Below are 24,493 nucleotides of genomic sequence, written 5' to 3'. Positions count from 1 at the left end.
ACCGCGCCGTGCCGGGTGCTGTTCTCCGCCGCCGTCCGCGGCGTATCGGGCGAGCGCCCGTGCTGATGCGAATGAGCCCGTGCTGAGGCGAGTGAGCTCGTCCTGCGCGGGCTCTTTCGCGGCGGTCTGCCGGAAGGGCGCGCCCGGAGGACGACTTCGCAGTCGGAGGACGACTTCGAAGACTGAACAGCTGAGCGAATCCCACTCGGAAGAGTGAAATCCGCTCAGCTGTGTCGTACGCTATTCGCTTCTCACTCCTCCCGAGCCGGTCGTGCTTCGGGCGGCAACACGCCCCAGTCGATGAGCTGCTCGGTGAGCTCACCGGGGGTCATGTCGTAGATGATGGCGAGGGATCGCAGGTCCTCGGTGCGGATGGACAGCACCTTGCCGTTGTAGTCGCCGCGCTGGCTTTGGATGGTGGCCGCGTATCGGGCCAATGGTCCGACCTTCTCCGCGGGGAGTTGTTGCAGCCGCTCCAAGTTGATCACAACTTTGGTGGCGGGCTCAGCGCCCGAGGGCACGCGGCCCTCCGGGAGCAGCTCCGCGACCGGAACACCGTAGAAGTCGGCCAGTTCGGCGAGCTTCTGCACGGTAACCGCGCGGTCGCCACGTTCATAGGACCCGACGACCACGGCCTTCCACCGCCCGCCTGACTTCTGCTCGACGCCGTGCAGCGAGAGACCTTGCTGCTGGCGGATAGCGCGGAGCTTGCCGCCCAGCGCCTTGGCGTAGTCGCCCATGTGGCGTTTCTCCGTTTCATTCGCCCCGTCAGCCTATTCAGGATGCCGGGGAGGAAAGCTCAGATCGATACGGAGAGTAATGTTCGCTTGCGAGCGTCACCAGGTCAAGTTGGTCTTTCTGTGGCGTCGGGGCGAGTACGCCCACACCACCCGGACGATTGACCATCCGACGCTGATAGCGTACAGGGCAAGTCCGGCAACCGCCGGGCTCCAGACGTCCTTTAAGGACCCGTCCGGTGAGGCGGGGAAGGAGGTCCACCGTGGCGTCACGCCTGCAGGCGGGCGCGGCGGACCCGACCGGGGAGCGAGAGCTCCTCTCGGCCGGTGACGTTGCGCGCACGATCGCCAGGATCGCCCATCAGATCATCGAAAAGACCGCGTTGGACGCGGGACACGACGACGTCGTCCTGCTCGGAATCCCCACCCGTGGTGCCCCGCTCGCGAGGCGGTTGGCCGAACGGATCAGCGAATTCAGCGGTGTGACGGTTCCCACGGGGGCCTTGGACATCACGCTGTACCGCGACGATCTCCGCCAACGCCCGACCCGGCCGCTGGAAGCCAGCGACCTGCCGACGGCCGGAATCGACAACGCGCTGGTCGTACTCGTCGACGACGTCCTGTTCTCCGGTCGAACCGTGCGCGCCGCGCTGGACGCGCTGCGGGACCAGGGACGCCCCCGCGCGGTCCAGCTGGCCGTGCTGGTCGACCGGGGTCACCGCGAACTGCCGATCCGCGCCGACTACGTCGGCAAGAACGTCCCCACCTCGCGCACCGAGGATGTGGCCGTCCGGTTCGCCGAGGTCGACGAGCGGGACGCCGTCGTGCTGCGGCGGGAGGGAGACCGGTGATGCGCCACCTGCTGTCCACCGAAGGGCTCGACGGGACGACCGCCACGAGCGTGCTCGACACCGCCGACTCCCTCAAAAGCACCCTGCTGGGGCGGGAGGTCCGCAAACTCCCGACGTTGCGCGGTCGCACGGTCATGACCATGTTCTACGAGAACTCGACCCGTACCCGCGTCTCGTTCGAAGTCGCGGGCAAATGGATGAGCGCCGATGTCATCAACGTCTCGGCTTCCGCGTCGTCGGTCGGCAAGGGTGAGTCGTTGCGGGATACCGCGCTGACCCTGTCGTCGGCGGGAGCCGACTGCGTGATCGTGCGCCATCCCGCATCCGGTGCGGCCCAGCGGTTGGCCGGATGGCTCGAACCGACCGGAACGCAGGTGGTCAACGCCGGTGACGGCATGCACGAGCACCCGACGCAGGCGTTGCTGGACGCCGCCACCTTGCGCGAACGGCTGGGGACGCTGTCCGGGCGACGGGTCGCGATCGTCGGCGACCTGCTGCACAGCCGGGTGGCCAGGTCGAACGTGCACCTGCTGCGCACTCTCGGCGTCGAGGTGGTGCTGATCGCGCCACCGACCCTGGTGCCCACAGGCGTGCAGCACTGGGGCGCGGAGGTCCGGCACGAACTCGATCCCGAATTGCCGGATCTCGATGCGGTGATGTTGTTGCGGGTTCAGGCCGAACGGATGCACGGCGGGTTCTTCCCGTCGGCCCGCGAGTACTCGATCGCCTACGGCATGAACGAGGCCAGGCTCGCCGCGCTGCCCGAGCACGCCGTGGTCCTGCATCCCGGCCCGATGCTGCGAGGCATGGAGATCGCGCCTGCAGTGGCCGACTCGCCGCGTGCGGCCATCACCGACCAGGTCCGCAACGGGGTGCACGTACGGATGGCGGTGCTCTACCACCTGCTGGCCGGAGAGGAGATCACGGCATGAGCCGGGTGCTGTTGAAGGATGTTCGCCCCTACGGCGAAGGTGAACCGGTCGACGTACTGGTCGAGGGCGAGACGATCGTCCGGATCGGTTCCGACCCGGACGTCGATGCCGACGAGATCGTGCACGCGGGTGGAGCGGTGGCGCTGCCGGGTTTCGTGGACCTGCACACGCACCTCCGCGAGCCGGGTCGGGAGGACACCGAGACGATCGAGACCGGTTCGGTCGCGGCCGCGCTCGGTGGGTACACGGCCGTCTTCGCGATGGCCAACACCGATCCGGTGGGTGACAACGCTGTCGTCGTCGAGCACGTATGGCGTCGCGGCCGGGAGGTCGGGCTGGTCGATGTGCACCCGGTCGGTGCGGTCACCGTGGGCCTCGAAGGGGAGAAGCTCGCGGAGCTCGGCACCATGGCGCGCTCGGCCGCAGGGGTTCGGCTGTTCTCCGACGACGGCCGTTGCGTGCACGATCCGCTGATCATGCGGCGTGCCCTGGAATACACCAGGACGCTCGGGGGAGTCGTCGCCCAGCACGCGGAGGAGCCCCGGCTCACCGTCGGCGCGCAGGCGCACGAGGGCCCGAACGCGGCCCGGCTCGGTCTGGCGGGTTGGCCCGCACCGGCAGAAGAAGCCATCGTCGCCCGCGACTGCCTGCTGGCCGGGCACACCGGCGGGTCGTTGCACGTCTGCCACGTCTCCACATCGGGCACCGCGGAGCTCCTGCGCTGGTCGAAGTCGCGCGGCAGCGCCGGTGCGGTATCGGCCGAGGTCACCCCGCACCACCTGCTGCTGACCGACGAGCTGCTGGCCACCTACGATCCGGTCAACAAGGTCAATCCGCCGTTGCGCACGGACGAAGACGTTCGGGTACTGCGGCAAGCGTTGGCCGACGGCACCGTCGACTGCGTGGCCACCGACCACGCGCCGCACACCGAACAGGACAAGGATTGCGAGTGGTCGGCGGCCCGCCCGGGCATGCTGGGACTGCAGACGGCCCTCGGTGTGGTCACCAGGGCGATGGTCGAGACCGGCCTGCTGGACTGGCGTGGTGTGGCGCGTGTGCTCAGCGAGCGCCCGGCCGAGATCGCCGGGCTCGGTGACCAGGGCAGGCCGATCGCCGTCGGTGAGCCGGCCAACCTGGTGTTGGTCGATGAGGACTCCGGCTGGACCGTCCGTGGGGCGGATCTGGCGAGCCTCTCGAACAACTCCCCGTTCGAGGGGATGGAGCTCCCGGGGAGGGTGGTCACAACGATGTTGCGAGGACGGATCACCGCGAACGAAGGCAAGGTGGCTCGCTGATGGAACGCGCCCTGTGGGTTCTCGTGCTGCTCGTGCTCGCCGTGCTGGCCGTGTACGGGATGCGGCGAGGCTGGGTGAACCGGGCCCGAAAGCAGGCGGCCGAGCTGCCGGACTTCCCGGCCGCACCCGAAACCGTTTCCGAGGAGGCGGAGCTGCCCGAGCAGTCCGGCTTCTATGTGGGGACCACCAGGTCCGGTGACTGGCAGGACCGCATCGTGGTCGGCGACGTCGGCCACCGCGCCGACGCGGTGGCCCGGCTCTACCGCTCCGGCCTGCTGCTGGACCGCACCGGAGCGACGCCCATGTGGATCCCGGCCGAGCGGTTCCGGGACGCGCGGGTGGACAGCAAGCTCGCGAACAAGGTCGTTCCCGGTGCGGGAATGCTGGTCGTGACCTGGCAGCTCGGGGAACACACCCTCGATACCGGCTTCCGCGCCGATGAGAAGGCGCTCCAGACAGAGTGGGCCGATGCGGTCCGGGCGCTCGCGCCCACCCGCACGCCCCGAGACGAGACCGCGAGCACGCGGCAGGAGGACCTATGACGGCGCACATTCAGGACGCTCACTCGAGGGCAGTACTGGTACTCGAGGACGGCCGAATCTTCCGCGGGCACGCCTACGGCAGTGTCGGCCGCACGTTCGGCGAAGTTGTGTTCAGCACTGGGATGACCGGTTATCAGGAAACGTTGACCGATCCGTCGTACCACCGCCAGATCGTGGTGCAGACCGCTCCGCAGATCGGCAACACCGGTTGGAACGACGAGGACGACGAGTCGCAGCGGATCTGGGTCGCGGGCTACGCGGTGCGCGATCCCGCCCGCGCGCCGTCGAATTGGCGGTCCAGCCGCTCGCTCGAGGAGGAGCTCGCGCGAAACGAGATCGTCGGTATCGCAGGCCTGGACACGCGCACTGTTACCCGGCATCTGCGCGAGCGCGGTGCGATGCGCGCGGGGATCTTCTCGGGTGCGGCGTTGCGGTCGGACGAGGAGATGGTCGACCAGGTCGCAGGTAGCGCGCAGATGGTCGGTGCCGATCTGGCCGGGGACGTGACCACGAGTGAGCCGTACGTGGTTCCAGCGGTCGGCGACAAGCGTTTCACGGTGGCGGCACTGGACCTGGGGATCAAGTCGAACACGCCACGGATGATGGCGCAGCGGGGCATGGAGGTGCATGTCCTGCCACTGGATTCCACCCTCGACGAGGTGCTGGCGACCGGGGCGAACGGCGTATTCCTCTCCAACGGTCCGGGCGACCCGGCCACCACTGACCGGCAGGTCGAGCTGACCAGGCAGGTGCTCGACCGCAAGCTGCCGCTGTTCGGCATCTGCTTCGGGAACCAGATCCTGGGGCGCGCGCTGGGCCGGGGCACCTACAAGCTTCCCTACGGACACCGGGGGATCAACATCCCGGTGATCGATGCTGATACCGGCAAGGTCGCGATCACCGCGCAGAACCACGGTTTCGCCGTCGAGGGCGAGCCGGGGGAGCGGTTCGACACCGATTTCGGGCGTGCGATGGTCAGCCACCACTGCGCCAACGATGGCGCTGTCGAGGGTCTGAAGTTGCTCGATGGCCCGGCATTCAGCGTGCAGTACCACCCGGAGGCGGCGGCCGGACCGCACGACGCCGCTCCGTTGTTCGACCAGTTCGCAAACCTGATGAGTGAGGCACGCTGATGCCGAAGAGGACCGACATCCACCACGTCATGGTCATCGGCTCCGGTCCGATCGTGATCGGCCAGGCTTCGGAGTTCGACTATTCCGGTACGCAGGCTTGCCGGGTGTTGCGCGAAGAGGGCTTGCGGGTCAGTCTGGTCAACTCCAACCCGGCGACGATCATGACCGATCCCGAGTTCGCCGACGCGACCTACGTGGAACCGATCACCCCGGAGTTCGTCGAGAAGGTCATCGAGGCCGAACGGCCGGACGCGTTGTTGGCGACGCTGGGCGGACAGACGGCGTTGAACGCGGCGATGGCGCTGGACGAGCGGGGCGTGCTGGAGAAGTACGGCGTCGAACTCATCGGTGCCGACATCGAGGCGATCCAGCGGGGCGAGGATCGGCAACGGTTCAAGGACATCGTTCGTTCGATCGGCGGCGAGGTGCCGGAAAGCGCCGTGTGCAGATCGATGGAGGAGGTCCGTGACTTCGTCGCCGAGCACAGCCTGCCGGTGGTCATCCGGCCGAGCTTCACCATGGGTGGTCTGGGATCGGGCATGGCCCACACCCACGAGGACCTCGAGCGGATGGCTTCGCTCGGGTTGACCGAGTCACCCGTGCACGAGGTGCTCATCGAGGAGAGCGTGCTCGGGTGGAAGGAGTACGAGCTCGAGCTGATGCGGGATCACCGCGACAACGTGGTGGTGATCTGTTCGATCGAGAACATCGACGCGATGGGTGTGCACACCGGCGACTCGGTGACGGTGGCACCGGCGATGACGCTGACCGACCGCGAATACCAGAAGATGCGCGATGTCGGCATCGACGTGCTTCGCGCGGTCGGGGTGGAGACCGGTGGCTGCAACATCCAGTTCGCCATTCACCCGAGGACCGGCCGGATGGTCGTCATCGAGATGAATCCGCGGGTGTCGAGGTCGTCGGCGCTCGCGTCGAAGGCCACCGGTTTCCCGATCGCCAAGATCGCCGCGAAGCTGGCCATCGGGTACTCGCTCGACGAGATCCGCAACGACATCACCGGTGAAACCCCGGCCAGCTTCGAACCGACACTGGACTACGTGGTCGTCAAGGTGCCGCGGTTCGCCTTCGAGAAGTTCCCGGGAGCCGATCCGGCGCTGACGACGACGATGAAGAGCGTCGGCGAGGCGATGTCGTTGGGCCGGAGCTTCATTGAGGCGCTGGGCAAGGCGTTGCGCTCGATGGAGACGCCGCGGATCGGTTTCTGGACCAAGCCGGATCCCGCGGCCGCGACCCTTGATTCCACCTTGGACGAACTGCGGGTCGCCCACGACGGCCGGCTCTACACCGTGGAGCGGGCGTTGCGGCTGGGGGCCACCGTGCAGCAGGTGCACGAGGCGTCCGGCATCGACCCGTGGTTCCTCGACCAGATCCTGCTGCTCGTGGAGCTGCGTGCCGAGCTCGTTGGCGCTCCGGTGCTGGACAGCGACTCGCTGCGATTGGCCAAGCGTACCGGTCTGTCCGACCGGCAGATCGCCTCGCTGCGGCCGGAGCTGGCCGGTGAGGACGGTGTTCGCGCGTTGCGCCACCGGCTGGGTGTACGCCCGGTGTACAAGACGGTGGACACCTGTGCGGCCGAGTTCGCCGCCCGCACGCCGTACCACTACTCCGCCTACGAGTCGGATCCGGCGGCCGAGTCAGAGATCACCGAACAGCGCGACCGACCGAAGGTGATCATCCTCGGTTCGGGCCCCAACCGCATCGGGCAGGGCATCGAGTTCGATTACTCCTGCGTGCACGCGGCGATGTCGTTGCGCGAGGCCGGTTTCGAGACCGTCATGGTCAACTGCAATCCGGAAACGGTCTCCACCGACTACGACACCTCCGATCGCCTGTACTTCGAGCCGCTGACTTTCGAGGACGTGCTCGAAGTGGTGCACGCCGAGCAGGCGTCCGGAACCGTGGCCGGGGTGATCGTCCAGTTGGGCGGGCAGACTCCGCTCGGGCTCTCGCAGCGGTTGGCCGACGCGGGTGTTCCGATCGTGGGCACCCCGCCGGAGGCCATCCACCTCGCCGAGGAGCGGGGCGCATTCGGGGACGTCCTCGCGGGGGCGGGTCTTCCCGCGCCGAAGTACGGCATGGCCACCTCGTTCGACGGGGCCAAGCGCATCGCCGACGACATCGGCTACCCGGTGCTCGTGCGCCCGTCCTATGTGCTCGGTGGTCGCGGGATGGAGATCGTCTACGACGAGCCGTCGCTGGAGAACTACATCGCCCGCGCCACCGAGGTGACCCCCGAGCACCCGGTCCTGGTGGACAACTTCCTCGACGACGCCATCGAGATCGACGTCGACGCCCTCTGCGACGGTACCGAGGTCTACCTCGGCGGAGTCATGGAACACATCGAGGAAGCCGGTATCCACTCCGGGGACTCGGCCTGCGCGTTGCCGCCGATCACGCTGGGTCGCCAGGACATCGAGAAGGTGCGTCGCTCCACCGCGGCACTCGCCAGGGGGATCGGCGTGCACGGTCTGCTCAACGTGCAGTACGCCCTGAAGGACGACGTGCTGTACGTGCTGGAGGCCAATCCGCGTGCGTCCCGCACCGTGCCGTTCGTTTCCAAGGCCACCGCGGCCCCGCTGGCCAAGGCCGCCGCTCGCGTGATGCTCGGTGCCACCATCAGCGACTTGCGCAACGAGGGCATCCTGCCGCCGGTCGGGGATGGTGCCGATCTGCCGATCGACGCACCCGTGGCGGTCAAGGAAGCAGTGCTGCCGTTCCACCGCTTCCGGACACCGGAGGGCCACGGTGTCGACTCGCTGCTCGGCCCGGAGATGAAGTCCACCGGCGAGGTCATGGGTATCGACGTCTCGTTCGGGCAGGCCTTCGCCAAGTCCCAGGCCGGTGCTTACGGATCGTTGCCGACTTCGGGCCGGGTGTTCGTCTCGGTGGCCAACAAGGACAAGCGCGCGATGATCTTCCCCGTCAAGCGGCTCGCGGACCTCGGCTTCGAGATCCTCGCGACCGCGGGCACCTCGGAAGTCCTGCGCCGGAACGGAATTCCGTGCACGGTGGTGCGCAAGCACAACGAGGAATCCGACGGGGAGCGGGACATCATCGATCTGATCAAGGCGGGCGAGGTCGACATGGTCGTGAACACGCCCTACGGCAACCACGGACCCCGGCTCGACGGCTACGAGATCCGCACGGCCGCGGTATCCCGCGACATCCCGTGCGTGACCACGGTGCAAGGCGCGGCAGCCGCCGTCCAGGGCATCGAGTCCGGAATCCGCGGGGTCATCGGCGTCCGTTCGTTGCAGGGACTGCAGGCGGCGCTGCGGCAGGGCGGTGACGGGCGATGACGACCGTTCGAGCGGGCTTCGGGCAGCGACTGGCGGACGCGGTCGCGAGCCGGGGACCGCTGTGCGTGGGCATCGACCCGCATCCGGCCTTGCTGAACGCGTGGGGCATGAGCGACAGTCCCGCGTCGTTGGAGAAGTTCGCGATGACGGCGGTGGAAGCGCTGGCCGGTGAGGTCGCGGTGCTCAAACCGCAATCGGCGTTCTTCGAGTCCTACGGGTCGGTCGGGATCGCGATACTGGAGCGGGTCGTCGCCGAGTCGCGGCAGGCGGGCGCTCTCGTACTGCTCGACGTCAAACGTGGCGACATCGGTTCCACCATGGCCGCCTACGCCAACGCGTACCTGGACGAGCATTCTCCGCTGGCCTCGGATGCCATGACCGTCTCGCCCTACCTCGGTTTCGGTTCGCTGGCGCCCGCGCTGGGCATCGCCGAGCAGACCGGGCGAGGGGTGTTCGTGCTCGCTCGAACGTCCAATCCGGAGGGTGTGAGCCTGCAGCGGGCGGTCAACGGCGAGGAGCGCACCGTTGCCCAGTCCGTGGTGGACGCGGCGGCGGAGAACAACGCGGGAATCGCGCCGATGGGCCACGTCGGTGTGGTCGCGGGCGCGACGATCCGCAGCGGCGACCTGGACTTCTCCCGGCTGAACGGACCGATCCTGGCGCCGGGCCTCGGCGCCCAGGGCGGCACGGTGCAGGGGTTGCGTGCCGTGTTCGGTGCGGCACTGCCGCATGTGCTTCCCGCGACCGCGCGGGACGTGCTCCGGCACGGCCCCGATGTCGCTGCGCTGCGCAGCGCGGCGAGGCGGGTTGGGGACGACTTCGCGAGCATGCTCCAGATCTGACCGCGTGCCGGTAGCGCCGGTAGCCGTCGAAAGGGCGCTGTTCCGACGTGGAACAGCGCCCTTTCGCGTGACGTAGGGGACGGTTACGTCATGGCGAGGACGAAGCTGATGGTCCCCGCGATGAGGAACGTGGTTCCGCCCATGAAGGTCTCCATCAAGGTCCAGCTCTTCAACGTGGTCTTGATGTCGATGTCCATGTAGCGGCTGAACAACCAGAACCCGGAGTCGTTCACGTGCGACAGCACGGTGCCACCCGAGGCGATCGCGACCACGACCAGCGCGATTTCCGGTTGGGAGAGTCCGACCTGTTCGATCAGCGGGGCGACGATCGGTGCGGTCGTCACGGTCGCGACCGTTTTGGAACCGAGCGCGTTGCGGAGCGCGGTGGCGATCATGAATGCCAGCACGATCGCCGGCAGCGAGGTCGTGCCCAGCACACCGGCCAATGCCTCGCCGGCGCCGGTGCGTTCCAGCACCTCGCCGAACACTCCACCGGCCCCCGTGACGAGGAGGACGAGTGCTACTGGACCGAGGGATGCGGACACGGCCTTCTCGATGCGGGATTTACTGAACCCACCCCGGATTCCGAGGATCCAGAAGGAGAACAAGGTGGCGATGATCAACGCGGTCACCGGGTTTCCGATGAACTGGAGCGCTTCGCGGACGGAACCTGCCGGGACCATCAACTCGGAGAAGGTGCGCTGCATGATCAACAGCACCGGCAGGACGATGACCGTGATCGTGACGGCCAGCGAGGGAGGGTTCGGTACTGGAACCGTTGTCGTACCGGCTGCGGGGCTGGTGAGGACTCCGGCGATCCGCTGTCGTCTTCGGTGGTTGTCGCCTCGTTTGTCGCTCCGCCGGGCCGTCCACCGGTTCCGGAACCGCTGGTCCGGTCGAAGTGCTTCTGCGGCACGGGGACGAAGAGCCGGTCTCCCAACCGCGTGCCGAAGAGGTACGCGCCGATGAATTAGGCAGGCAAGCCGCAGCCCAACCCCATGATGGCGACCCCTCCCAGGCTCGCGCCGAGCATGCCCGCCGCAGCCACCGGTCCGGGGTGCGGCGGCAGCACCGCGTGCATGATGGCCAGACCGCCGACGGCGGGCAGGGCGACCGTGAGAAATGAACGGCCGGTGCGAGCCGCCACCGCGTGGATCAGCGGTAGCAGGATGATGAACCCGACGTCGAAAAAGACCGGGATGCCTAAGATCAACGCGGTGAGTCCCACGGCCAGTGGGGCCCGCCGCTCTCCGAACGCGTTGAGCAGTGATTCGGAGAGCGTCTCGGCGGCCCCGGACTCTTGCATCATCCGGCCGAGCATCGCGCCCAGCGCGACGATGATGGCTATGTCGCCGAGAGTGGAGCCGATCCCGTCCTCGAACAGTCGGGGGATTTCGGAGGGGGCGATGCCTGCGGCGAAACCGACGGCGATGCTGACGAGGAGCAGCGCGACGAACGCGTGCAACTCGTCTTTGATGAGGAGGAAGAACAGGAGCACGAGCCTCCTGCGACGACCAGCAGCAACGCCCATGGCGACAACGTCCAGGACAGTTCCTGGTTTGCGAGCGGGTGCGGCACTGCTCCGGCGGTGTTGGCGATTCCGGGTGTGTTCATCGGTGTGGACCTTCCGCCCGGGCCAGGTGAGGCGTGGCGGAGCGTTCTCCAGCGGTAAACGTCGTTGCCTCCGGTCGGTTCGGGAACGGACGAGTAGTGGATGAGTGCGGTGATCGGCGCCTGGGCAGCATCCGGTACGGCGACGACTCCCGGGCGACGTTGCGGATGCTGATCCGGTCGGTCGAGTTCGTGGGGTGGTCGCCGTCCGAGGACAGTGCTGCGGAGAGTGCGGCGGGGAGACCCGCTATCGCGGGGAATGACGCGTTCTCGCGGATCGCGCGAATCCAACGGAAACGGGTGAACGGTTCCGGTTCGTCAGTCCCGTGCGAGAGCGGGGCGTTTGCTGTCGAACGTCCACCCCGGAACGAGGTACCGCATCGCGACGGCGTCATCGCGCGCTCCGAGCCCTTCGCGCTCGTAGAGTTCGTGAGCGGCTTCGAGCTGGTCCGGGTCCAGCTCCACGCCCAGGCCGGGCTCGCGAGGAACCTCGATCGCCCCGTCGTCGATCGGCAACGGTGCACGGGTGAGCCGCTGGCCGTCCTGCCAGATCCAGTGCGTGTCGATCGCGGTGATGTTCCCGGGAGCAGCGGCGGCGACGTGGGTGAACATCGCCAGCGACACGTCGAAGTGGTTGTTGGAGTGCGAACCCCACGTCAGTCCCCACGCGTCGCAGAGCTGCGCCACTCGGACCGACCCGCTCATCGTCCAGAAGTGCGGATCGGCGAGCGGGATGTCGATCGCGTCGGTGCGGACGGCGTGTCCGAGCTGGCGCCAGTCGGTCGCGATCATGTTCGTTGCCGTGGGCAGGCCCGTCGCACGTTTGAACTCCGCCATCACCTCTCGGCCGGAGTAGCCGTGCTCCGGCCCGCACGGATCCTCGGCGTAGGCCAGTACCCCGTGCAGGTCGCGGCACAGCTCCACCGCATCGGCCAGCAACCAGCCACCGTTGGGGTCGAGCGTGATGCGGGCATCGGGGAAGCGTTCCGCCAGCGCACGGACGGTGTCGACCTCCGCCGCCCCGGGGAGAACACCACCCTTGAGCTTGAAGTCGCGGAACCCGTATCGCTCGTGCGCGGCCTCGGCGAGCCGTACCACCGATTCCGGCGTCAGTGCTTCCTCGTGCCGTAGTCGCATCCAGTCGTCCGCGTCGGCGGACTCGTCGGCGCCCGAACGATAGGCGAGGTCGGTGCGCGTGCGGTCTCCGATGAAGAACAGGTATCCCAGGACCGGAACCGTGTCCTGTTGCACACCGTTTCCGAGCAGTTCCGCCACGGGCACACCGAGGTGTTTGCCGAGCAGATCCAGCATCGCGGCTTCGATCGCGGTGACGGCGTGCACGGCGATGCGCAGATCGAAGGTCTGAGCACCTCGTCCTGCGGAGTCGCGGTCGCCGAAGCTCCTCTGCACGCTGCCGAGCACCGAGTTGTATCGCCCGATGGACTTGCCGACGACCAGTTCGGTGGCGGCTTCGAGGGTGCTGCGGATCGCTTCGCCACCGGGAACCTCACCGACTCCGGTGTTGCCCGCGGAGTCGGTGAGGATCACCAGGTTGCGGGTGAACAACGGTGCGTGCGCTCCACTGAGGTTGAGCAGCATGCTGTCGTGCCCCGCTACCGGGACCACCCGCATTCGCGTTACCATCGGGCATTCCCGAGCGGCCGTGTTCGTCATGTCGGTCGTTCCTTCGCATCAGAGGTGAGAAGCGTCGGGGGTTCGGTTTCCTCGGTGGCGGTGCCGCGGTGTGGAACCGGACGTGACCCGATTGGGTGGCCGCGCCGGGACCGCGGCGCGGCATTTCCTAGTGCTTGCCCAGCTCGCCGTTCAGGCGGCGCCAGATCCCGTCGGGGTTGCCGTCGGCGATCGCGCTGGGCAACAGTTCGGCGGGGACGTCCTGGTAGGCGACGGGACGCAGAAAACGTTCGATCGCGAGGGTGCCTACCGAGGTCGTTCGCGAGTCCGAAGTGGACGGGAAAGGGCCGCCGTGGACCATCGCGTGCCCGACCTCGACACCGGTGGGCCAGCCGTTGAACAGGATTCGCCCGGCACGGGTCTCCAACACCCCCAGCAGGTCCGCGGCCTGCGCCCGGTCGCTGTCGGCGGTGAGCACGGTGGCGGTGAGCTGGCCTTCGACCGCCTCCGCGACCGCACGTACCTCGGCGGTGTCCGCGCAGCGGACCACGAGCGAGGACGCTCCGAAAACCTCGTCACGCAGTGCCGCGCTGTTGAGGAAGCTCGCGGCGTCGGTGGACATCAGGGCCGGTCGGCATGCGTTCGGCTGATCGGTCTCCGGACCTCGAGCGAGAACCGAGACGTTCTCGTGCGCTCCCAGCGTCTCGACGCCGGCGCCGTAGGTTCTGGCGATGTTCGGAGTCAGCATCGTCGTCGCGGCGCTGTCGCCGATCGCGGCAACGGCGGCGTCCAGGAACGTCCGTAGTTCGGGACCGTCCACGGCGACGACGAGTCCGGGGTTGGTGCAGAACTGTCCGGATCCCAGCGTCAGCGAGCCGATGAACTGCTCGCCGAGCTCCTCCGCACGTTCCGCGAACGCACCGGGAAGCGGGAAGACGGGGTTGATGCTGCTCATCTCCGCATACACCGGAATCGGTTGCGGACGTGCGGCCGCGGCGGACACCAGGGCCAGGCCGCCCGACCGGGACCCGGTGAATCCGACCGCTTGGACGCGCGGATCGGTAACCAGTGCCGTACCCAACGTCGGACCGTCGCCGAACAACAGCGAGAACGTGCCCGCGGGCATACCGCACGAAGCAGCGGCATCGGTAATGGCACGGGCGACGAGTTCGGACGTTCCCGGGTGCGCGTCGTGTCCCTTGACCACGACAGGGCATCCCGCGGCCAGTGCCGACGCGGTGTCCCCACCGGCGACCGAGAACGCAAGGGGGAAGTTGCTCGCACCGAACACGGCGACGGGGCCGAGTGCGATCCTGCGCTGGCGGATGTCGGCGCGCGGCGCGGGCTTGCGGTCGGGCAGCGCCGGATCGACGCGCGCACCGGCCCAGCTGCCCTCGCGCACCACCTCGGCGAACAGCCGGAGTTGACCGGTGGTACGGCCGCATTCACCCGTGATTCGGCCCGTGGGCAGACCGCTCTCGGCCTTGGCGCGCTCGATGAGGGCCTCACCAATCGCCTCGATGTTGTCGGCGATCGTCTCCAGGAAGCGAGCTCGCTGGTCGTTCGTGGTGTTGCGGTAGGTCGCGAAGGCTTCCTGCGCCTGTGCGCATGCGCGCTCCACTTCGGATCGGCTGCCGTGTCCGAAAGCGGGTGCCAGCTCGGCGCCGGTGTTGGGATTCACCGCGCGGATCTGCTCACCGGCACCGAAGACCGGTTTGCCCGCGATCAGCATCCGGCCGCTCGGTTCGCTGTTCAGTCCCATGCTCGTCGTCTCCTTCAACGGGGTCGGTTTCACGTCGCTGCCTTCAGGTCTGCGATGAGCTCGTCCAGCATGCGCAGTTCGTCCTCGTCCAGGTCGACCAGCGGGCTGCGCACCGGTCCGGCAGGACGTCCGATGGCTTTCATGCCTGCCTTGACGATGCTCACGGCGTAACCCTGCCTGCGGTTGCGGATGTCGCAGTAGGGCAGCACGAATTCGTCGAGGTATCCGCGGACCGCTTCGTGATCGTGGCCGCGGACCGCGTTGTAGAAGTTCATGGCGAACCGGGGGACGAAGTTGAACATGGCCGACGAGTAGGTGGTCACGCCCAGTTCCAGGTAGGGCTGGGCGAAGGTTTCCGCGGTGGGTAGCCCGCCGATGTAGGTGAGTCGCTCGCCGATCCGCGTGTGGATGCGGGTCATCGCCTCGATGTTGCCGACCCCGTCCTTGAAGCCGACCAGGTTCGGACAGGTCTCGACGAGGGAGGCGACCGTGGCGTCGCCGAAGACGGCGTTGGCCCGGCTGTAGAGGATCACTCCGAGGGAGGTGGCGGCGCAGACGGCTCGTACGTGTGCGGCCAGACCCTCCTGGTCGGCCTCGGTCAGGTAAGGAGGCAACAGCAGAATGCCGTGGGCTCCGGCGCGCTCGGCCGACCGCGCCATCTCGACCGCGATGGCGGTCCCGTAACCGGCGGGCGCGATCACCGGGACGTCTGCGGGGGCTTCCTGCACGGCTGCCGTGACCACGGTCTCGACCTCGGCGGGTGTGAGGGAGAAGAATTCCCCGGTGCCGCCTGCCGCGAACAGTCCGGCCGCACCGAACTGGCCCAGCCAACCGATGTTTTCCCGGTAGGCGGTTTCGTCGAATACGAGGTCGGTTTCCCGGAAGTGGGTCACGGGAAACGACAGCAGCCCCGAGCCGAGCCGCTCTGCGATTTCGGCGGGTGAGGTGGAAGGCATCGGCGTGCTTCTCTCCATTTCGTGGAATCGCGAAGTCGTGGTGTGAATCACCTGTCGCGGGTCGCTTAAAACCGTAGGGTCGGCGATCGATGTGCGTCCAACTCGAAAAAGATATCCACTGATACCGGAAGAGCATCGATGTTTACCTTCAACCAGTTGGCGAACTTCGTCGCCGTCGCCGAGGAGCTGCACTTCGGGCGGGCCGCTGAACGCCTTCGCATGAGCCAGCCGCCACTGAGTCGCCAGATCCAACAGCTCGAGAAGGAGCTGAAGGCACAGTTGTTCGACCGGAGCAGCCGATCGGTTCGGCTGACCCCGGCAGGCCGCTCATTCCTCCAGGACGCGCGGCGCCTGCTGCGCGAGTCCGAGGACGCGGCCTTGGCGGTCCACCGGGTGATCGACGGCCGTTCCGGGCTCGTCCGGATCGGATTCACCGCCACGTCCGCCTACGGCGTGCTGGGGAGCCTGCTGGAAACGGCGCGCGATCGTCTTCCGCAGGTCGAGCTGGTGCTGCGGGAACTCGTCACCCGCGACCAGCTGGACCTGCTGTCGTCGGGGACGCTGGATCTCGGTCTGATGCGGCCACCGATCAGCCGTGAGGAACTCTGCAGCCGCCCGCTCCTCTCGGAGCCGTTGTTGGCCGCGTTCCAGGAGAGCGATCCGCGTGCCTGCCGTGGCGAAACCTTGGAGCTATCCGAGTTCGACGGCGCGGACGTGGTGATGTACTCGCCGAGTGACGCGCGCTATTTCCACGAGCTGATCGTCGGCATGTTCAACCGCGCGGACGTCACACCGAGGTACTCCCAATACGTCAGTCAGGTCCACACCTTGCTGGCACTCGTTCGAGCCGGCCTGGGTGCCGCTCTCGTTCCGGCGTCGGCCGCGAGGCTGCGGTTCGAGGGCGTGGCCTTTCGAGAGGTCCGGTTGCCCGACCCCCGCCCGGTGGAACTGCACCTGGCCTGGCGGCGAGACCACGAAAACCCCGCGCTGGATTCCCTGCTGTCCTTGGTCGGCGATTGAGAGTGCGCCCCGTTCGTCGACCTCTCGCGAGCGGACGATGAGAGCACCGCAGCGCACGCCGTTGATCTCGGATGTTCACGCTGACCGGGAACTGGCACGTCGCCACCCTGACGACAGCCATGCCGCCCATGAACCTGGGGTGAGCCCGGTTGAAACCGGATGCGTCCATTCGAGCGAAGAACTCGGCTCCGGGGATTCCCAGTCGTTCCGACGTGACCGCTCGCGAACGGGGCCGAGAGCTGAATCACCCGCATCGGCGTGGTGTTGCCGAACCGGGAAGTCGTGCTGTCCCGTTCGTCGTGCTTGCCGTGTTCGCGACCGTTTCCGGACGGGGTACCGCGCTTCGGCCGGTCGCGGCCTGGGAAAGTTCTCGTGGAGTCGACTAGGCCTCGCGGCGGTCTGGTCCAGGACTGTTCGGAGGAGCGATGGACGAGGGTGACGTGCCTCTGCTCGGAGGCCGTTACCGCCTCGGTTCGTGCCTTGGTGGCGGCGGCATGGCCGATGTCTACCGTGCGCAGGACACGCGGCTGGATCGGACGGTGGCGGTCAAGCTGTTCCGGTCGGGCACCGACGCGGCGGGGCGGGAACGTTTCGAGGAAGAGGCTCGCCTGCTGGCGGGGCTCAGCCATCCCGGTTTGGTACCCGTGCACGATGCCAGCGCCAGCGGCGACGAGCTGTACCTGGTGATGCAGCTGGTGGAGGGGTCGACGCTGGCTGACCTGATCGCCCGCGGAGTGTTGCCTCCGGCGGAAGTCGCGGGGCTGGGGCGGCAGCTGTCCGAGGTGCTCGACTACGTCCACAGCAACGGGATCGTGCACCGCGATGTGAAACCGTCGAACGTGCTGCTCTCCCGAGAGGGCCGCGTTTTCCTCGCCGACTTCGGGGTCTCCCGGTTGGCGGACGCGGTGGGTCGGATGACCGCATCGGGCGTGATCATGGGAACTGCCAGCTACATGGCTCCCGAGCAAGTCCGTGGCACCGACATCGCCTACCCGGTGGATGTGTATGCGCTCGGACTGGTCCTGCTGGAGTGCGTGACCGGCCGGGTCGAATACGACGGGGTGGGCGCGGAGGCGGCGATGGCCCGGCTCACCCGCCCGCCGAGGGTTCCGGATCACCTGCCGGAGTACCTGGCTTCGACGTTGCGGGCGATGTTGGCCGATGACCCGGCCGAACGCCCGTCTTCCGTTCGTTGCGCGGACCTGCTCGGCAGCGAGGTCACCGAGACGATCCCGGTTGTCCGGACGGAGCCCGAATCCCCACTCTGGCCGGGAACCGAGGACAGCACCGTGGTCGGGCCGTGGCCGAATGAGGAGTCGACGGCGCAGGTGAACGCCGGCGCCGCGACGGCTCCGAATACCCGCATGTTCCCGCCGGACACCACGCCGAACGGCGGGGAGGATCAACACGAGCGGCGCATTCCGCGAGGTTGGTTGTTCGTCGCGGCAGGTGGAGCGGTCGGATTGGTGGCACTGCTTTTCCTGCTGCTGCCCTCGTCGCCGGAATCGGAGGAATCCCCGCCGTTGCCACCCACTTCGGGGCCTCCCGGGGTCGAACGACTCGATGAGGATCTCGCCAATCTGGAGAGGTTGGTTCGAAGGTGAGACGTCTTGTTCCCGCATTGGCGGTCGGGTTCGCCCTGAGCGCGTGCTCGGACGGCTCGGAAGCCGTCCTGAGCGGTGAGACCCGCAGTTTGCTCGTGTCGGACGTGGCCGCGGTGAAGGAGGCGGCGAGCAGGCAGGACCGGCCCGCGTCCGAGGAGGCGTTGGCCGCGCTGCATCGGGACATCGCCGCCGCGCAGGCACGGGGCGAGTTGGACACGGCAACGGCGCGGAAGATGCTCACCGCGACCGACCGGGTCGCTGCGGACGTCCGAACACTGCGGTATCCGGCGCCGGAACCGCCGGTGACCGTCACGGTGCCCACTCCGGAGCAGGCGCCGCTCGAATCCCCCGAGCAGAACGGGGAAGGTGAGAAGGCGGAGAAGAGGCGCGAAGAGGCGGAGAAGAAGGCCGAAGAGGGCGAGAACAAGGGCGAGAAGAAGCGCGAAGAGGCGAAGAAGAAGGCCGAAGAGAAGCAGGAAGAGGCCGACGAGAAGGGCGACGGATAGGGAACGAACGGCCCGCCCGTTTCAGGTCGCGTGGTTTGCCAGCCAGCTGTCGACCTCGGCGAAAAACCGCTCACGGGCGGGTTTGGCGGACAGCGCGAGGTCGTGCAAGCCATCCCGGATGGCCACGGTCGTCACGTGCGGACCAATTTTGGACGCCCAGCGCGCGATCTGGCCGACATCCAGCACGGTGTCGGCGCTCCCGGCGCCCGGGTCCCACCGCTTGCGGTGCAACAGGCTGCGTTCGGAGTGCAGCACGAGAACCGGAACTCGTACCGCCAACCCGCGTTGGACCCTGGCGTGTCCGATTCGGACGGTGCGGAGCCAGCCCGCACGCACGGGGAAGGCCGTCAACGGCTTCCAAGCCAGGTTGAAGTCCCATTCGCCGTGGTGCCGGGAGTGCAGGCTGTGGGCGTAGACGGGGGAGTTGCCCCGGCGCATCACGAGTTTCGGCAGTAGCTTGCCCAAAACGTGGTTGACCTTGGTCGCGATGGTGCGGTGGAACCAGGACTCGGCGAGATCGAGCCAGGGGCTGTTCAGGACGAGCGCGTCGACCCGCTCCGGGCGGTCGTTCGCCCAGAGCGAGGTGATCAGTCCACCGGTCGAGTGGCCGACCACCACCAGCCGCTGGTGACCGTGTTCCTCCCGGATGATCTCGGCGGCGGCGTCGAGTTCCTCGAAGTGCTGGGCCAGGTCGGTGATGTAGTTCGGCAGCTGACCCTCGCGCAGCGATCGTCCGTAGCCCCGCAGGTCGACGGCGTAGAAGTCGTAGCCGAGCTCGACGAAGTGCTCGGCGAGGTGCTTCTGGAAGAAGTAGTCGCAGAACCCGTGCACGTACAGCACCGCGCCCCGGTCGGAGCGCGGTGCGGTCCGGTGAACCAGCGTGGCTTCGGCGCCGTCGCTCAACTTCAGCGTTCGAGCCCGGTAAGGCTCGCCCAGGATGTCCTTCGCCATACACATCAGTGTGCGGTACCCCGACCACCCCCTCCTGAGAGGCCGGGTGTGACGCGCGGGTCGGTAGCCCTACGGGAAACCCAGGCCGCGGATGATGAACGGCAGGACCTGTTCGGCCGCCCGATCCGGGTCCTGGCCGCGAGCCAGCGGGACGCGCTGGGTTTCCAGGCACGCCAGGATGAGGTCCGCCGTGCTGCCGATCTCGTTCGTCTGGAAGGTGCCCGCCGCGTGACCGGCGGCCAGGATGTCGATCAGGATGGTGCGCACCGGGTCGATCTGGTTGCGGAACTCCTCGCGCTGGCCGGGAGGTAGGGCGGCGGCGAGGTTGGTCCCGGCGCTGATGGGGCGGGAGGTGAACTCGGCGAGCAGCGTGACGACGAACAGGTGGAGCCGGTCCGCGGGTTCGTCGCAGTCCGTGAGGGCCGAGCGCAGCGCCTCGTCGAAATGAGCGACCTCCCGCTGCATCCAGGCCAACAGCAGGCCCGGCTTGTCCCGGTAGTAGTTGTAGATCGCGGTCCGGGCGACCTCGGCGCGTTCCGCGACGTCTCGCAACGCGAGGCGCTCGTAGCCGTGCTCGGTGAGCAGTGAGCCGAACGCGTCGAGCAGGCGACCCGAGATCGTCTGCCGGTGCTCGGCGATCGTGGTGCTGGTGATCCGTGGCAAGTTCTCTCACTTCTGGCCGGTGCGCGCGTAGCTTACGTCGCCCGGACGAGTGAGTGGGAATGGAGGTCCTGTCGAGTGCGGTCGGTCCACTCGGCCCGGATGACCGGGAATGGATGGGTGCGCGAGGGCGATCTCGGTCGCCTGCGTGCTCGGAGCCGGCGTTCGGCGGATGTTGCGCCGGATGGTGGTCATCGGTCACCGGCGAACAGCCCAGCGGTACTCGGCCGAAGAGCGGAACTCGAAGGTTGATCGACTTCTCGGGGTCGTCGTCCGGGGAGTCGCGCCGAGGAGGGGGTGCCTGTTGTCGATATGACCTGCGATGACACCATCAGCATGGCTTAACCGTCCGAAAATCGGACAGATCGGAAGAGTTTTGCCTGAGATTAGTGCACTTCAGCGGCATTGTTGGTAGTACTTGCTACGGCCCTTCGTTCGTGCACGCCTTGTACGAGCGAATCGAAGGGGCGGGTGGCGGACTTGCTGGTGAATCCCGTTCACAAAAAGCTGGACCCGCGTGGAAGCAGGTCCGGTGGGGCCGGTACCGTCGCCGCACCGATCAAGAGAAACCCCACATCACGGAGGACATGGTGGCCCTTCCCCAGCTGACCGAGGAGCAGCGGGCAGCAGCATTGGAAAAGGCGGCTGCCGCCCGTCGCGCCCGAGCTGAGCTCAAGGAGCGCCTCAAGCGCGGCGGAACCAGTCTGTCGGAGGTGTTGGACACCGCCGACAACGACGAGGTTCTGGGCAAAATGAAGGTGTCCGCACTGCTCGAGGCCCTTCCGGGTGTCGGCAAGGTGCGAGCTCAGCAGATCATGGAACGGCTGGAGATCGCCAACAGCCGTCGGTTGCGTGGACTGGGCGAGCGGCAGCGCAAGGCTTTGCTCACCGAGTTCAGCGGCGAGTGATCGACACTGAAACCGGCGTTGAGCCGGGGCGAGCCCGTCAGGGCGAGCCCCGGCTCACCGTCGTTTCCGGGCCTTCCGGGGTCGGCAAGTCCAGCGTGCTCGCCGAGCTGCGTGCGCGGGCCCCGGAGGTGTACTTCAGCGTTTCGGTGACCACCAGAGCACCCCGTGCCGGTGAAGTCGACGGGGAGCACTACCACTTCGTCGACGAGTCCGAGTTCGAGCGGATGGTCGCGGACGGGGAGATGCTCGAACACGCCCACTACGCGGGCAACTACTACGGAACTCCCCGCGGGCCGGTTGAACGGGCGCTCGCGTCCGGCCGTGCCGCGGTCCTCGAGATCGAACTGCAGGGCGCGCGCCAGGTTCGGCAGAGCATGCCCGAAGCACAGCTGGTCATGCTCTTGCCGCCCTCCTGGGAGGTGTTGGTGGACCGGTTGACCGGTCGGGGCACCGAGGATCCCGAGGTTGTTCGGCGCCGGCTCGATACGGCCAGACGCGAACTCGCGGCCGAGCCGGAGTTCGACCGGACTGTGGTAAACGCCGATGTGCGGTCGGCGACCAGTGAATTGATAGGATTGGTGGTCGGCCGGGATCTCGAGTAGTGGATATCCCCGATTGATCGGTATCGTCCGGCTTGATCGGTATCGTCCACACTCCTCGGCGATCGACCCGGACGCCGGATCGGTGACGGCGGCCCACGGCCGACGACATCGAGCCAGGGCGAGCGATTCGATCCCGGCCCGGACCAGACCACCAGCAGCTTCTCCCAGGAGCCCTCCACGTGAACACGCCCAACGCTCTTGCGGCGCTGAACAACAGCCCGTCTTCTTCCTCCAACTCGGAGGGCATCACCACCCCGCCGATCGACGACCTGCTCGAACAGGTCAGCTCGAAGTACGCGCTGGCGATCTACTCGGCCAAGCGCGCGCGGCAGATCAACGACTACTACGCGCAGCTCGGTGAGGGTCTGCTGGAGTACGTCGGCCCGCTGGTCGAGCCCGGCCCGCGCGAGAAGCCGTTGTCGATCGCGCTTCGTGAGATCCACTCCGGTCTGCTCGAGCACACCGAAGGCGAGTGACGCGGCAAGCCTCCGAGGATCGCCCACCGCGGGTGGTCCTCGGGGTGAGTGGTGGGATCGCCGCGTACAAGGCCTGCGAGGTTCTGCGGCGGTTGACGGAGTCCGGGCACGAGGTGCGGGTGGTCCCGACGGAGGCGGCGCTCCGGTTCGTCGGAGCGGCGACCTTCGAGGCGTTGTCCGGGCAGCCGGTGCAGACCGGTGTCTTCAGCAACGTCGATGAGGTTCCGCACGTCCGGCTCGGGCAGGAAGCCGACCTGGTCGTCGTCGCCCCCGCCACCGCGGACGTGCTCGCGCGTGCGGCGAACGGGCTGGCCGACGATCTGCTGACCTCCACCCTGCTCACCGCGCGTTGCCCGGTGCTGATGGTGCCCGCGATGCACACCGAGATGTGGGAGCACCCTGCGACGCAGGACAACATCGCCTTGCTGCGGCGGAGGGGTGTGATGGTGGCCGAACCCGCCAGCGGACGCCTCACCGGAGCCGACACCGGCAAGGGACGGCTGTCCGATCCCGCCGAGATCGTGGATCTGGCACGGCTCCTGCTGGCAGCTCCCGCAGCGTTGCCCCGCGACCTCGAAGGTCGGCGAGTGGTGATTTCGGCGGGCGGTACGCGGGAACCGCTGGATCCGGTCCGCTACCTCGGCAACCGTTCCTCCGGTCGCCAGGGCTACGCCTTGGCGCGGGTGGCCGCCCAGCGTGGCGCGCAGGTCACACTGGTCTCCGCCTACACCGTCGACCTTGGCGAACCTTCCGGTGTGCGAACTGTGCCGGTCAGCACCGCAGAAGAGCTTCGGTCGGCGATGCTGACCGAGTCCGACGGTGCCGACGTGGTGGTGATGGCGGCGGCCGTTGCCGATTTCCGGCCCGTCCGGCTGGCCGAGCACAAGATAAAGAAGACGGGCTCGGATCCCGATCCTGTGAAGCTCACCCGCAATCCGGACATCCTGGCCGAACTGATCGAGGCCCGTCGAGACGACCGCATCCGGGTGCCGCTGGTGGTCGGCTTCGCCGCGGAGACGGGCGATCCGGACACCTCCGTGCTGGAACACGGCAGGGCCAAACTGGCGCGCAAGGGCTGCGACCTGCTGCTGGTCAATTCGGTGGGTGACGGCATGGCGTTCGAGGTGGAGGACAACGCCGGCTGGCTGCTGGACGCGGAGGGTATCGAGGAGCCGATCCCGCACGGTGCGAAGTCCCGACTCGCGGCCACATTGTGGGATGCTGTGAGTCGCAGGCTCAACCGCGATTAGGCTGATCGTAGCAGGTCACCCGTGGTGACCCGGCTGGTTGAGGATCCGTGGCGTCGTGAGGGCCAGCGCGGAACCCGGGCCAGGCCGGTGACCCCCGGTCGTCGACCGACACCGTCGGACCTTTTGAATCCTTGGGAGTGTCGTGACTCAGCGCAGGTTGTTCACGAGTGAGTCGGTGACCGAAGGTCACCCGGACAAGATTTGTGACGCGATCAGTGACGCGTTGCTGGACGAGTTGCTACGGCAGGACCCTCGGTCGCGTGTCGCGATCGAGGCGTTGGTGACGACCGGCCAGGTGCACGTGGCCGGTGAGGTGACCACCGCGGCTTATGCCGATATCGCGACGATCGTGCGGGACAAGGTCCTGGAGATCGGGTACGACTCGTCGGACAAGGGTTTCGACGGCAATTCCTGTGGCGTGAACGTCGCGATCGATGCGCAGTCCCCGGACATCGCGCAGGGTGTGGACACCGCTCATGAGAACCGGGTCGAGGGCGTGATCGATGAGATCGCGAAGCAGGGTGCTGGTGACCAGGGCTTGATGTTCGGTTACGCCTGCGATGACACCGACGAGCTCATGCCGTTGCCGATCGCATTGGCGCACCGGATGTCCCGTCGGCTGACCAAGGTGCGTAAGGACGGCACGCTGCCGTACCTGCGTCCGGACGGTAAGACCCAGGTGACGATCGAGTACGCCGGTGACCAGCCGGTGCGGCTGGACACGGCGGTGCTGTCGACGCAGCACGCCGAGGACGTGGACCTGGACGCGACCCTGGACAAGGACATCCGCGAGAAGGTCGTCGAGCCGGAGATCGAGGTCCTTGACATCGATACCTCGGACACTCGTCTGCTGATCAACCCGACGGGTCGGTTCGTGGTGGGTGGCCCGATGGGTGACTGTGG

23 protein-coding genes are annotated in these 24,493 nt (G+C 67.5%); 15 read left to right on the top strand and 8 right to left on the bottom strand.

Going from position 1 to position 24,493, the window contains the following annotated elements; translation table 11 throughout:
- Window positions 1-251: 251 nt before the first annotated feature.
- Window positions 252-740 (bottom strand): transcriptional regulator BldD, encoded by a 489-nt coding sequence (gene bldD / locus ACYVAN_RS04060; RefSeq protein ID WP_009943043.1) that lies wholly within the window; start codon window positions 738-740, stop codon window positions 252-254.
- Window positions 741-1,000: 260 nt separating this feature from the next.
- On the opposite strand from bldD, the gene pyrR reads away from it, so the two are divergent.
- Genes pyrR through pyrF form a run of 7 tightly spaced genes read left to right on the top strand, consistent with a single transcriptional unit; the run spans window position 1,001 to window position 9,652 of the window.
- Entirely contained in the window at window positions 1,001-1,588 is a 588-nt protein-coding gene (gene pyrR / locus ACYVAN_RS04055) for a bifunctional pyr operon transcriptional regulator/uracil phosphoribosyltransferase PyrR (RefSeq protein ID WP_460955773.1), read from the top strand.
- A complete protein-coding gene (locus ACYVAN_RS04050; RefSeq protein ID WP_460955771.1) occupies window positions 1,588-2,520 on the top strand; it encodes an aspartate carbamoyltransferase catalytic subunit in 933 nt (310 codons plus the stop codon). Before pyrR ends, ACYVAN_RS04050 begins: the two co-directional genes overlap by 1 nt.
- Window positions 2,517-3,815, top strand: a complete 1,299-nt coding sequence (locus ACYVAN_RS04045) for a dihydroorotase (protein ID WP_460955769.1) — start codon at window positions 2,517-2,519, stop codon at window positions 3,813-3,815. Before ACYVAN_RS04050 ends, ACYVAN_RS04045 begins: the two co-directional genes overlap by 4 nt.
- Window positions 3,815-4,357 carry a PH-like domain-containing protein gene (locus ACYVAN_RS04040; protein WP_460955767.1) on the top strand — a complete coding sequence of 181 codons (543 nt, stop codon included), beginning with the start codon at window positions 3,815-3,817 and terminating at the stop codon, window positions 4,355-4,357. The genes ACYVAN_RS04045 and ACYVAN_RS04040 overlap by 1 nt, the downstream gene beginning before the upstream one ends.
- Complete coding sequence (gene carA / locus ACYVAN_RS04035; protein WP_460955765.1) at window positions 4,354-5,490, top strand: glutamine-hydrolyzing carbamoyl-phosphate synthase small subunit; 1,137 nt, start codon at window positions 4,354-4,356, stop codon at window positions 5,488-5,490. Before ACYVAN_RS04040 ends, carA begins: the two co-directional genes overlap by 4 nt.
- Window positions 5,490-8,810: a carbamoyl-phosphate synthase large subunit gene (gene carB, locus ACYVAN_RS04030; RefSeq protein ID WP_460955763.1), complete on the top strand. Its 3,321-nt coding sequence runs from the start codon at window positions 5,490-5,492 to the stop codon at window positions 8,808-8,810. The genes carA and carB overlap by 1 nt, the downstream gene beginning before the upstream one ends.
- The gene (pyrF, locus tag ACYVAN_RS04025; protein ID WP_460955761.1) at window positions 8,807-9,652 is read left to right on the top strand and encodes an orotidine-5'-phosphate decarboxylase; all 846 of its coding nucleotides are present in this window, start codon (window positions 8,807-8,809) and stop codon (window positions 9,650-9,652) included. The genes carB and pyrF overlap by 4 nt, the downstream gene beginning before the upstream one ends.
- 83 nt (window positions 9,653-9,735) lie before the next feature.
- Here pyrF and ACYVAN_RS04020 read toward each other — a convergent pair whose 3' ends face one another.
- From ACYVAN_RS04020 to kdgD, 5 genes are all read right to left on the bottom strand, one after another.
- Window positions 9,736-10,470, bottom strand: coding sequence for a GntT/GntP/DsdX family permease (locus ACYVAN_RS04020; protein ID WP_460956364.1), 735 nt, complete (start codon window positions 10,468-10,470; stop codon window positions 9,736-9,738).
- A gap of 152 nt (window positions 10,471-10,622) precedes the next feature.
- Window positions 10,623-11,183 carry a GntP family permease gene (locus ACYVAN_RS04015; RefSeq protein ID WP_460955759.1) on the bottom strand — a complete coding sequence of 187 codons (561 nt, stop codon included), beginning with the start codon at window positions 11,181-11,183 and terminating at the stop codon, window positions 10,623-10,625.
- Between the two features lie 398 nt (window positions 11,184-11,581).
- On the bottom strand, window positions 11,582-12,937 hold the full coding sequence (gudD, locus tag ACYVAN_RS04010) for a glucarate dehydratase (RefSeq protein WP_460955757.1): 1,356 nt from the start codon (window positions 12,935-12,937) through the stop codon (window positions 11,582-11,584).
- 127 nt (window positions 12,938-13,064) lie between these two features.
- On the bottom strand, window positions 13,065-14,657 hold the full coding sequence (locus ACYVAN_RS04005; RefSeq protein WP_460955755.1) for an aldehyde dehydrogenase (NADP(+)): 1,593 nt from the start codon (window positions 14,655-14,657) through the stop codon (window positions 13,065-13,067).
- Window positions 14,658-14,686: 29 nt separating this feature from the next.
- Entirely contained in the window at window positions 14,687-15,613 is a 927-nt protein-coding gene (gene kdgD / locus ACYVAN_RS04000; RefSeq protein ID WP_460955753.1) for a 5-dehydro-4-deoxyglucarate dehydratase, read from the bottom strand.
- Window positions 15,614-15,751: 138 nt separating this feature from the next.
- Here kdgD and ACYVAN_RS03995 point away from each other — a divergent pair, with 138 nt between their 5' ends.
- The 3 genes from ACYVAN_RS03995 (at window position 15,752) to ACYVAN_RS03985 (ending at window position 18,743) form a co-directional block, all read left to right on the top strand.
- Entirely contained in the window at window positions 15,752-16,633 is an 882-nt protein-coding gene (locus ACYVAN_RS03995) for a LysR family transcriptional regulator (RefSeq protein ID WP_460955751.1), read from the top strand.
- 425 nt (window positions 16,634-17,058) lie between these two features.
- On the top strand, window positions 17,059-18,237 hold the full coding sequence (locus ACYVAN_RS03990) for a serine/threonine-protein kinase (protein WP_460955749.1): 1,179 nt from the start codon (window positions 17,059-17,061) through the stop codon (window positions 18,235-18,237).
- A complete protein-coding gene (locus tag ACYVAN_RS03985; protein ID WP_460955747.1) occupies window positions 18,234-18,743 on the top strand; it encodes a hypothetical protein in 510 nt (169 codons plus the stop codon). The genes ACYVAN_RS03990 and ACYVAN_RS03985 overlap by 4 nt, the downstream gene beginning before the upstream one ends.
- A gap of 21 nt (window positions 18,744-18,764) precedes the next feature.
- Here ACYVAN_RS03985 and ACYVAN_RS03980 read toward each other — a convergent pair whose 3' ends face one another.
- The gene (locus ACYVAN_RS03980) at window positions 18,765-19,694 is read right to left on the bottom strand and encodes an alpha/beta hydrolase (RefSeq protein ID WP_460955745.1); all 930 of its coding nucleotides are present in this window, start codon (window positions 19,692-19,694) and stop codon (window positions 18,765-18,767) included.
- 69 nt (window positions 19,695-19,763) lie between these two features.
- The gene (locus ACYVAN_RS03975) at window positions 19,764-20,357 is read right to left on the bottom strand and encodes a TetR/AcrR family transcriptional regulator (protein WP_460955743.1); all 594 of its coding nucleotides are present in this window, start codon (window positions 20,355-20,357) and stop codon (window positions 19,764-19,766) included.
- 587 nt (window positions 20,358-20,944) lie between these two features.
- Between ACYVAN_RS03975 and mihF the strand changes: the two genes are divergently transcribed.
- The 5 genes from mihF to metK all read left to right on the top strand — a co-directional run.
- Window positions 20,945-21,262, top strand: coding sequence for an integration host factor, actinobacterial type (gene mihF, locus ACYVAN_RS03970; RefSeq protein ID WP_460956362.1), 318 nt, complete (start codon window positions 20,945-20,947; stop codon window positions 21,260-21,262).
- Window positions 21,259-21,864, top strand: coding sequence for a guanylate kinase (gmk, locus tag ACYVAN_RS03965; protein ID WP_460955741.1), 606 nt, complete (start codon window positions 21,259-21,261; stop codon window positions 21,862-21,864). The genes mihF and gmk overlap by 4 nt, the downstream gene beginning before the upstream one ends.
- Window positions 21,865-22,043: 179 nt before the next feature.
- Window positions 22,044-22,340 carry a DNA-directed RNA polymerase subunit omega gene (rpoZ, locus tag ACYVAN_RS03960; RefSeq protein ID WP_460955739.1) on the top strand — a complete coding sequence of 99 codons (297 nt, stop codon included), beginning with the start codon at window positions 22,044-22,046 and terminating at the stop codon, window positions 22,338-22,340.
- Window positions 22,337-23,590, top strand: a complete 1,254-nt coding sequence (coaBC, locus tag ACYVAN_RS03955; RefSeq protein ID WP_460955737.1) for a bifunctional phosphopantothenoylcysteine decarboxylase/phosphopantothenate--cysteine ligase CoaBC — start codon at window positions 22,337-22,339, stop codon at window positions 23,588-23,590. Before rpoZ ends, coaBC begins: the two co-directional genes overlap by 4 nt.
- A 142-nt stretch (window positions 23,591-23,732) precedes the next feature.
- On the top strand, window positions 23,733-24,493 hold a 761-nt coding region (metK, locus tag ACYVAN_RS03950), incomplete at its 3' end, for a methionine adenosyltransferase (RefSeq protein WP_460955735.1).

This window comes from Parasphingorhabdus pacifica, from assembly GCF_054779195.1.
Note: the sequence above shows the minus strand (reverse complement) of the source record. Positions and strands in the feature narration are given on the sequence as shown.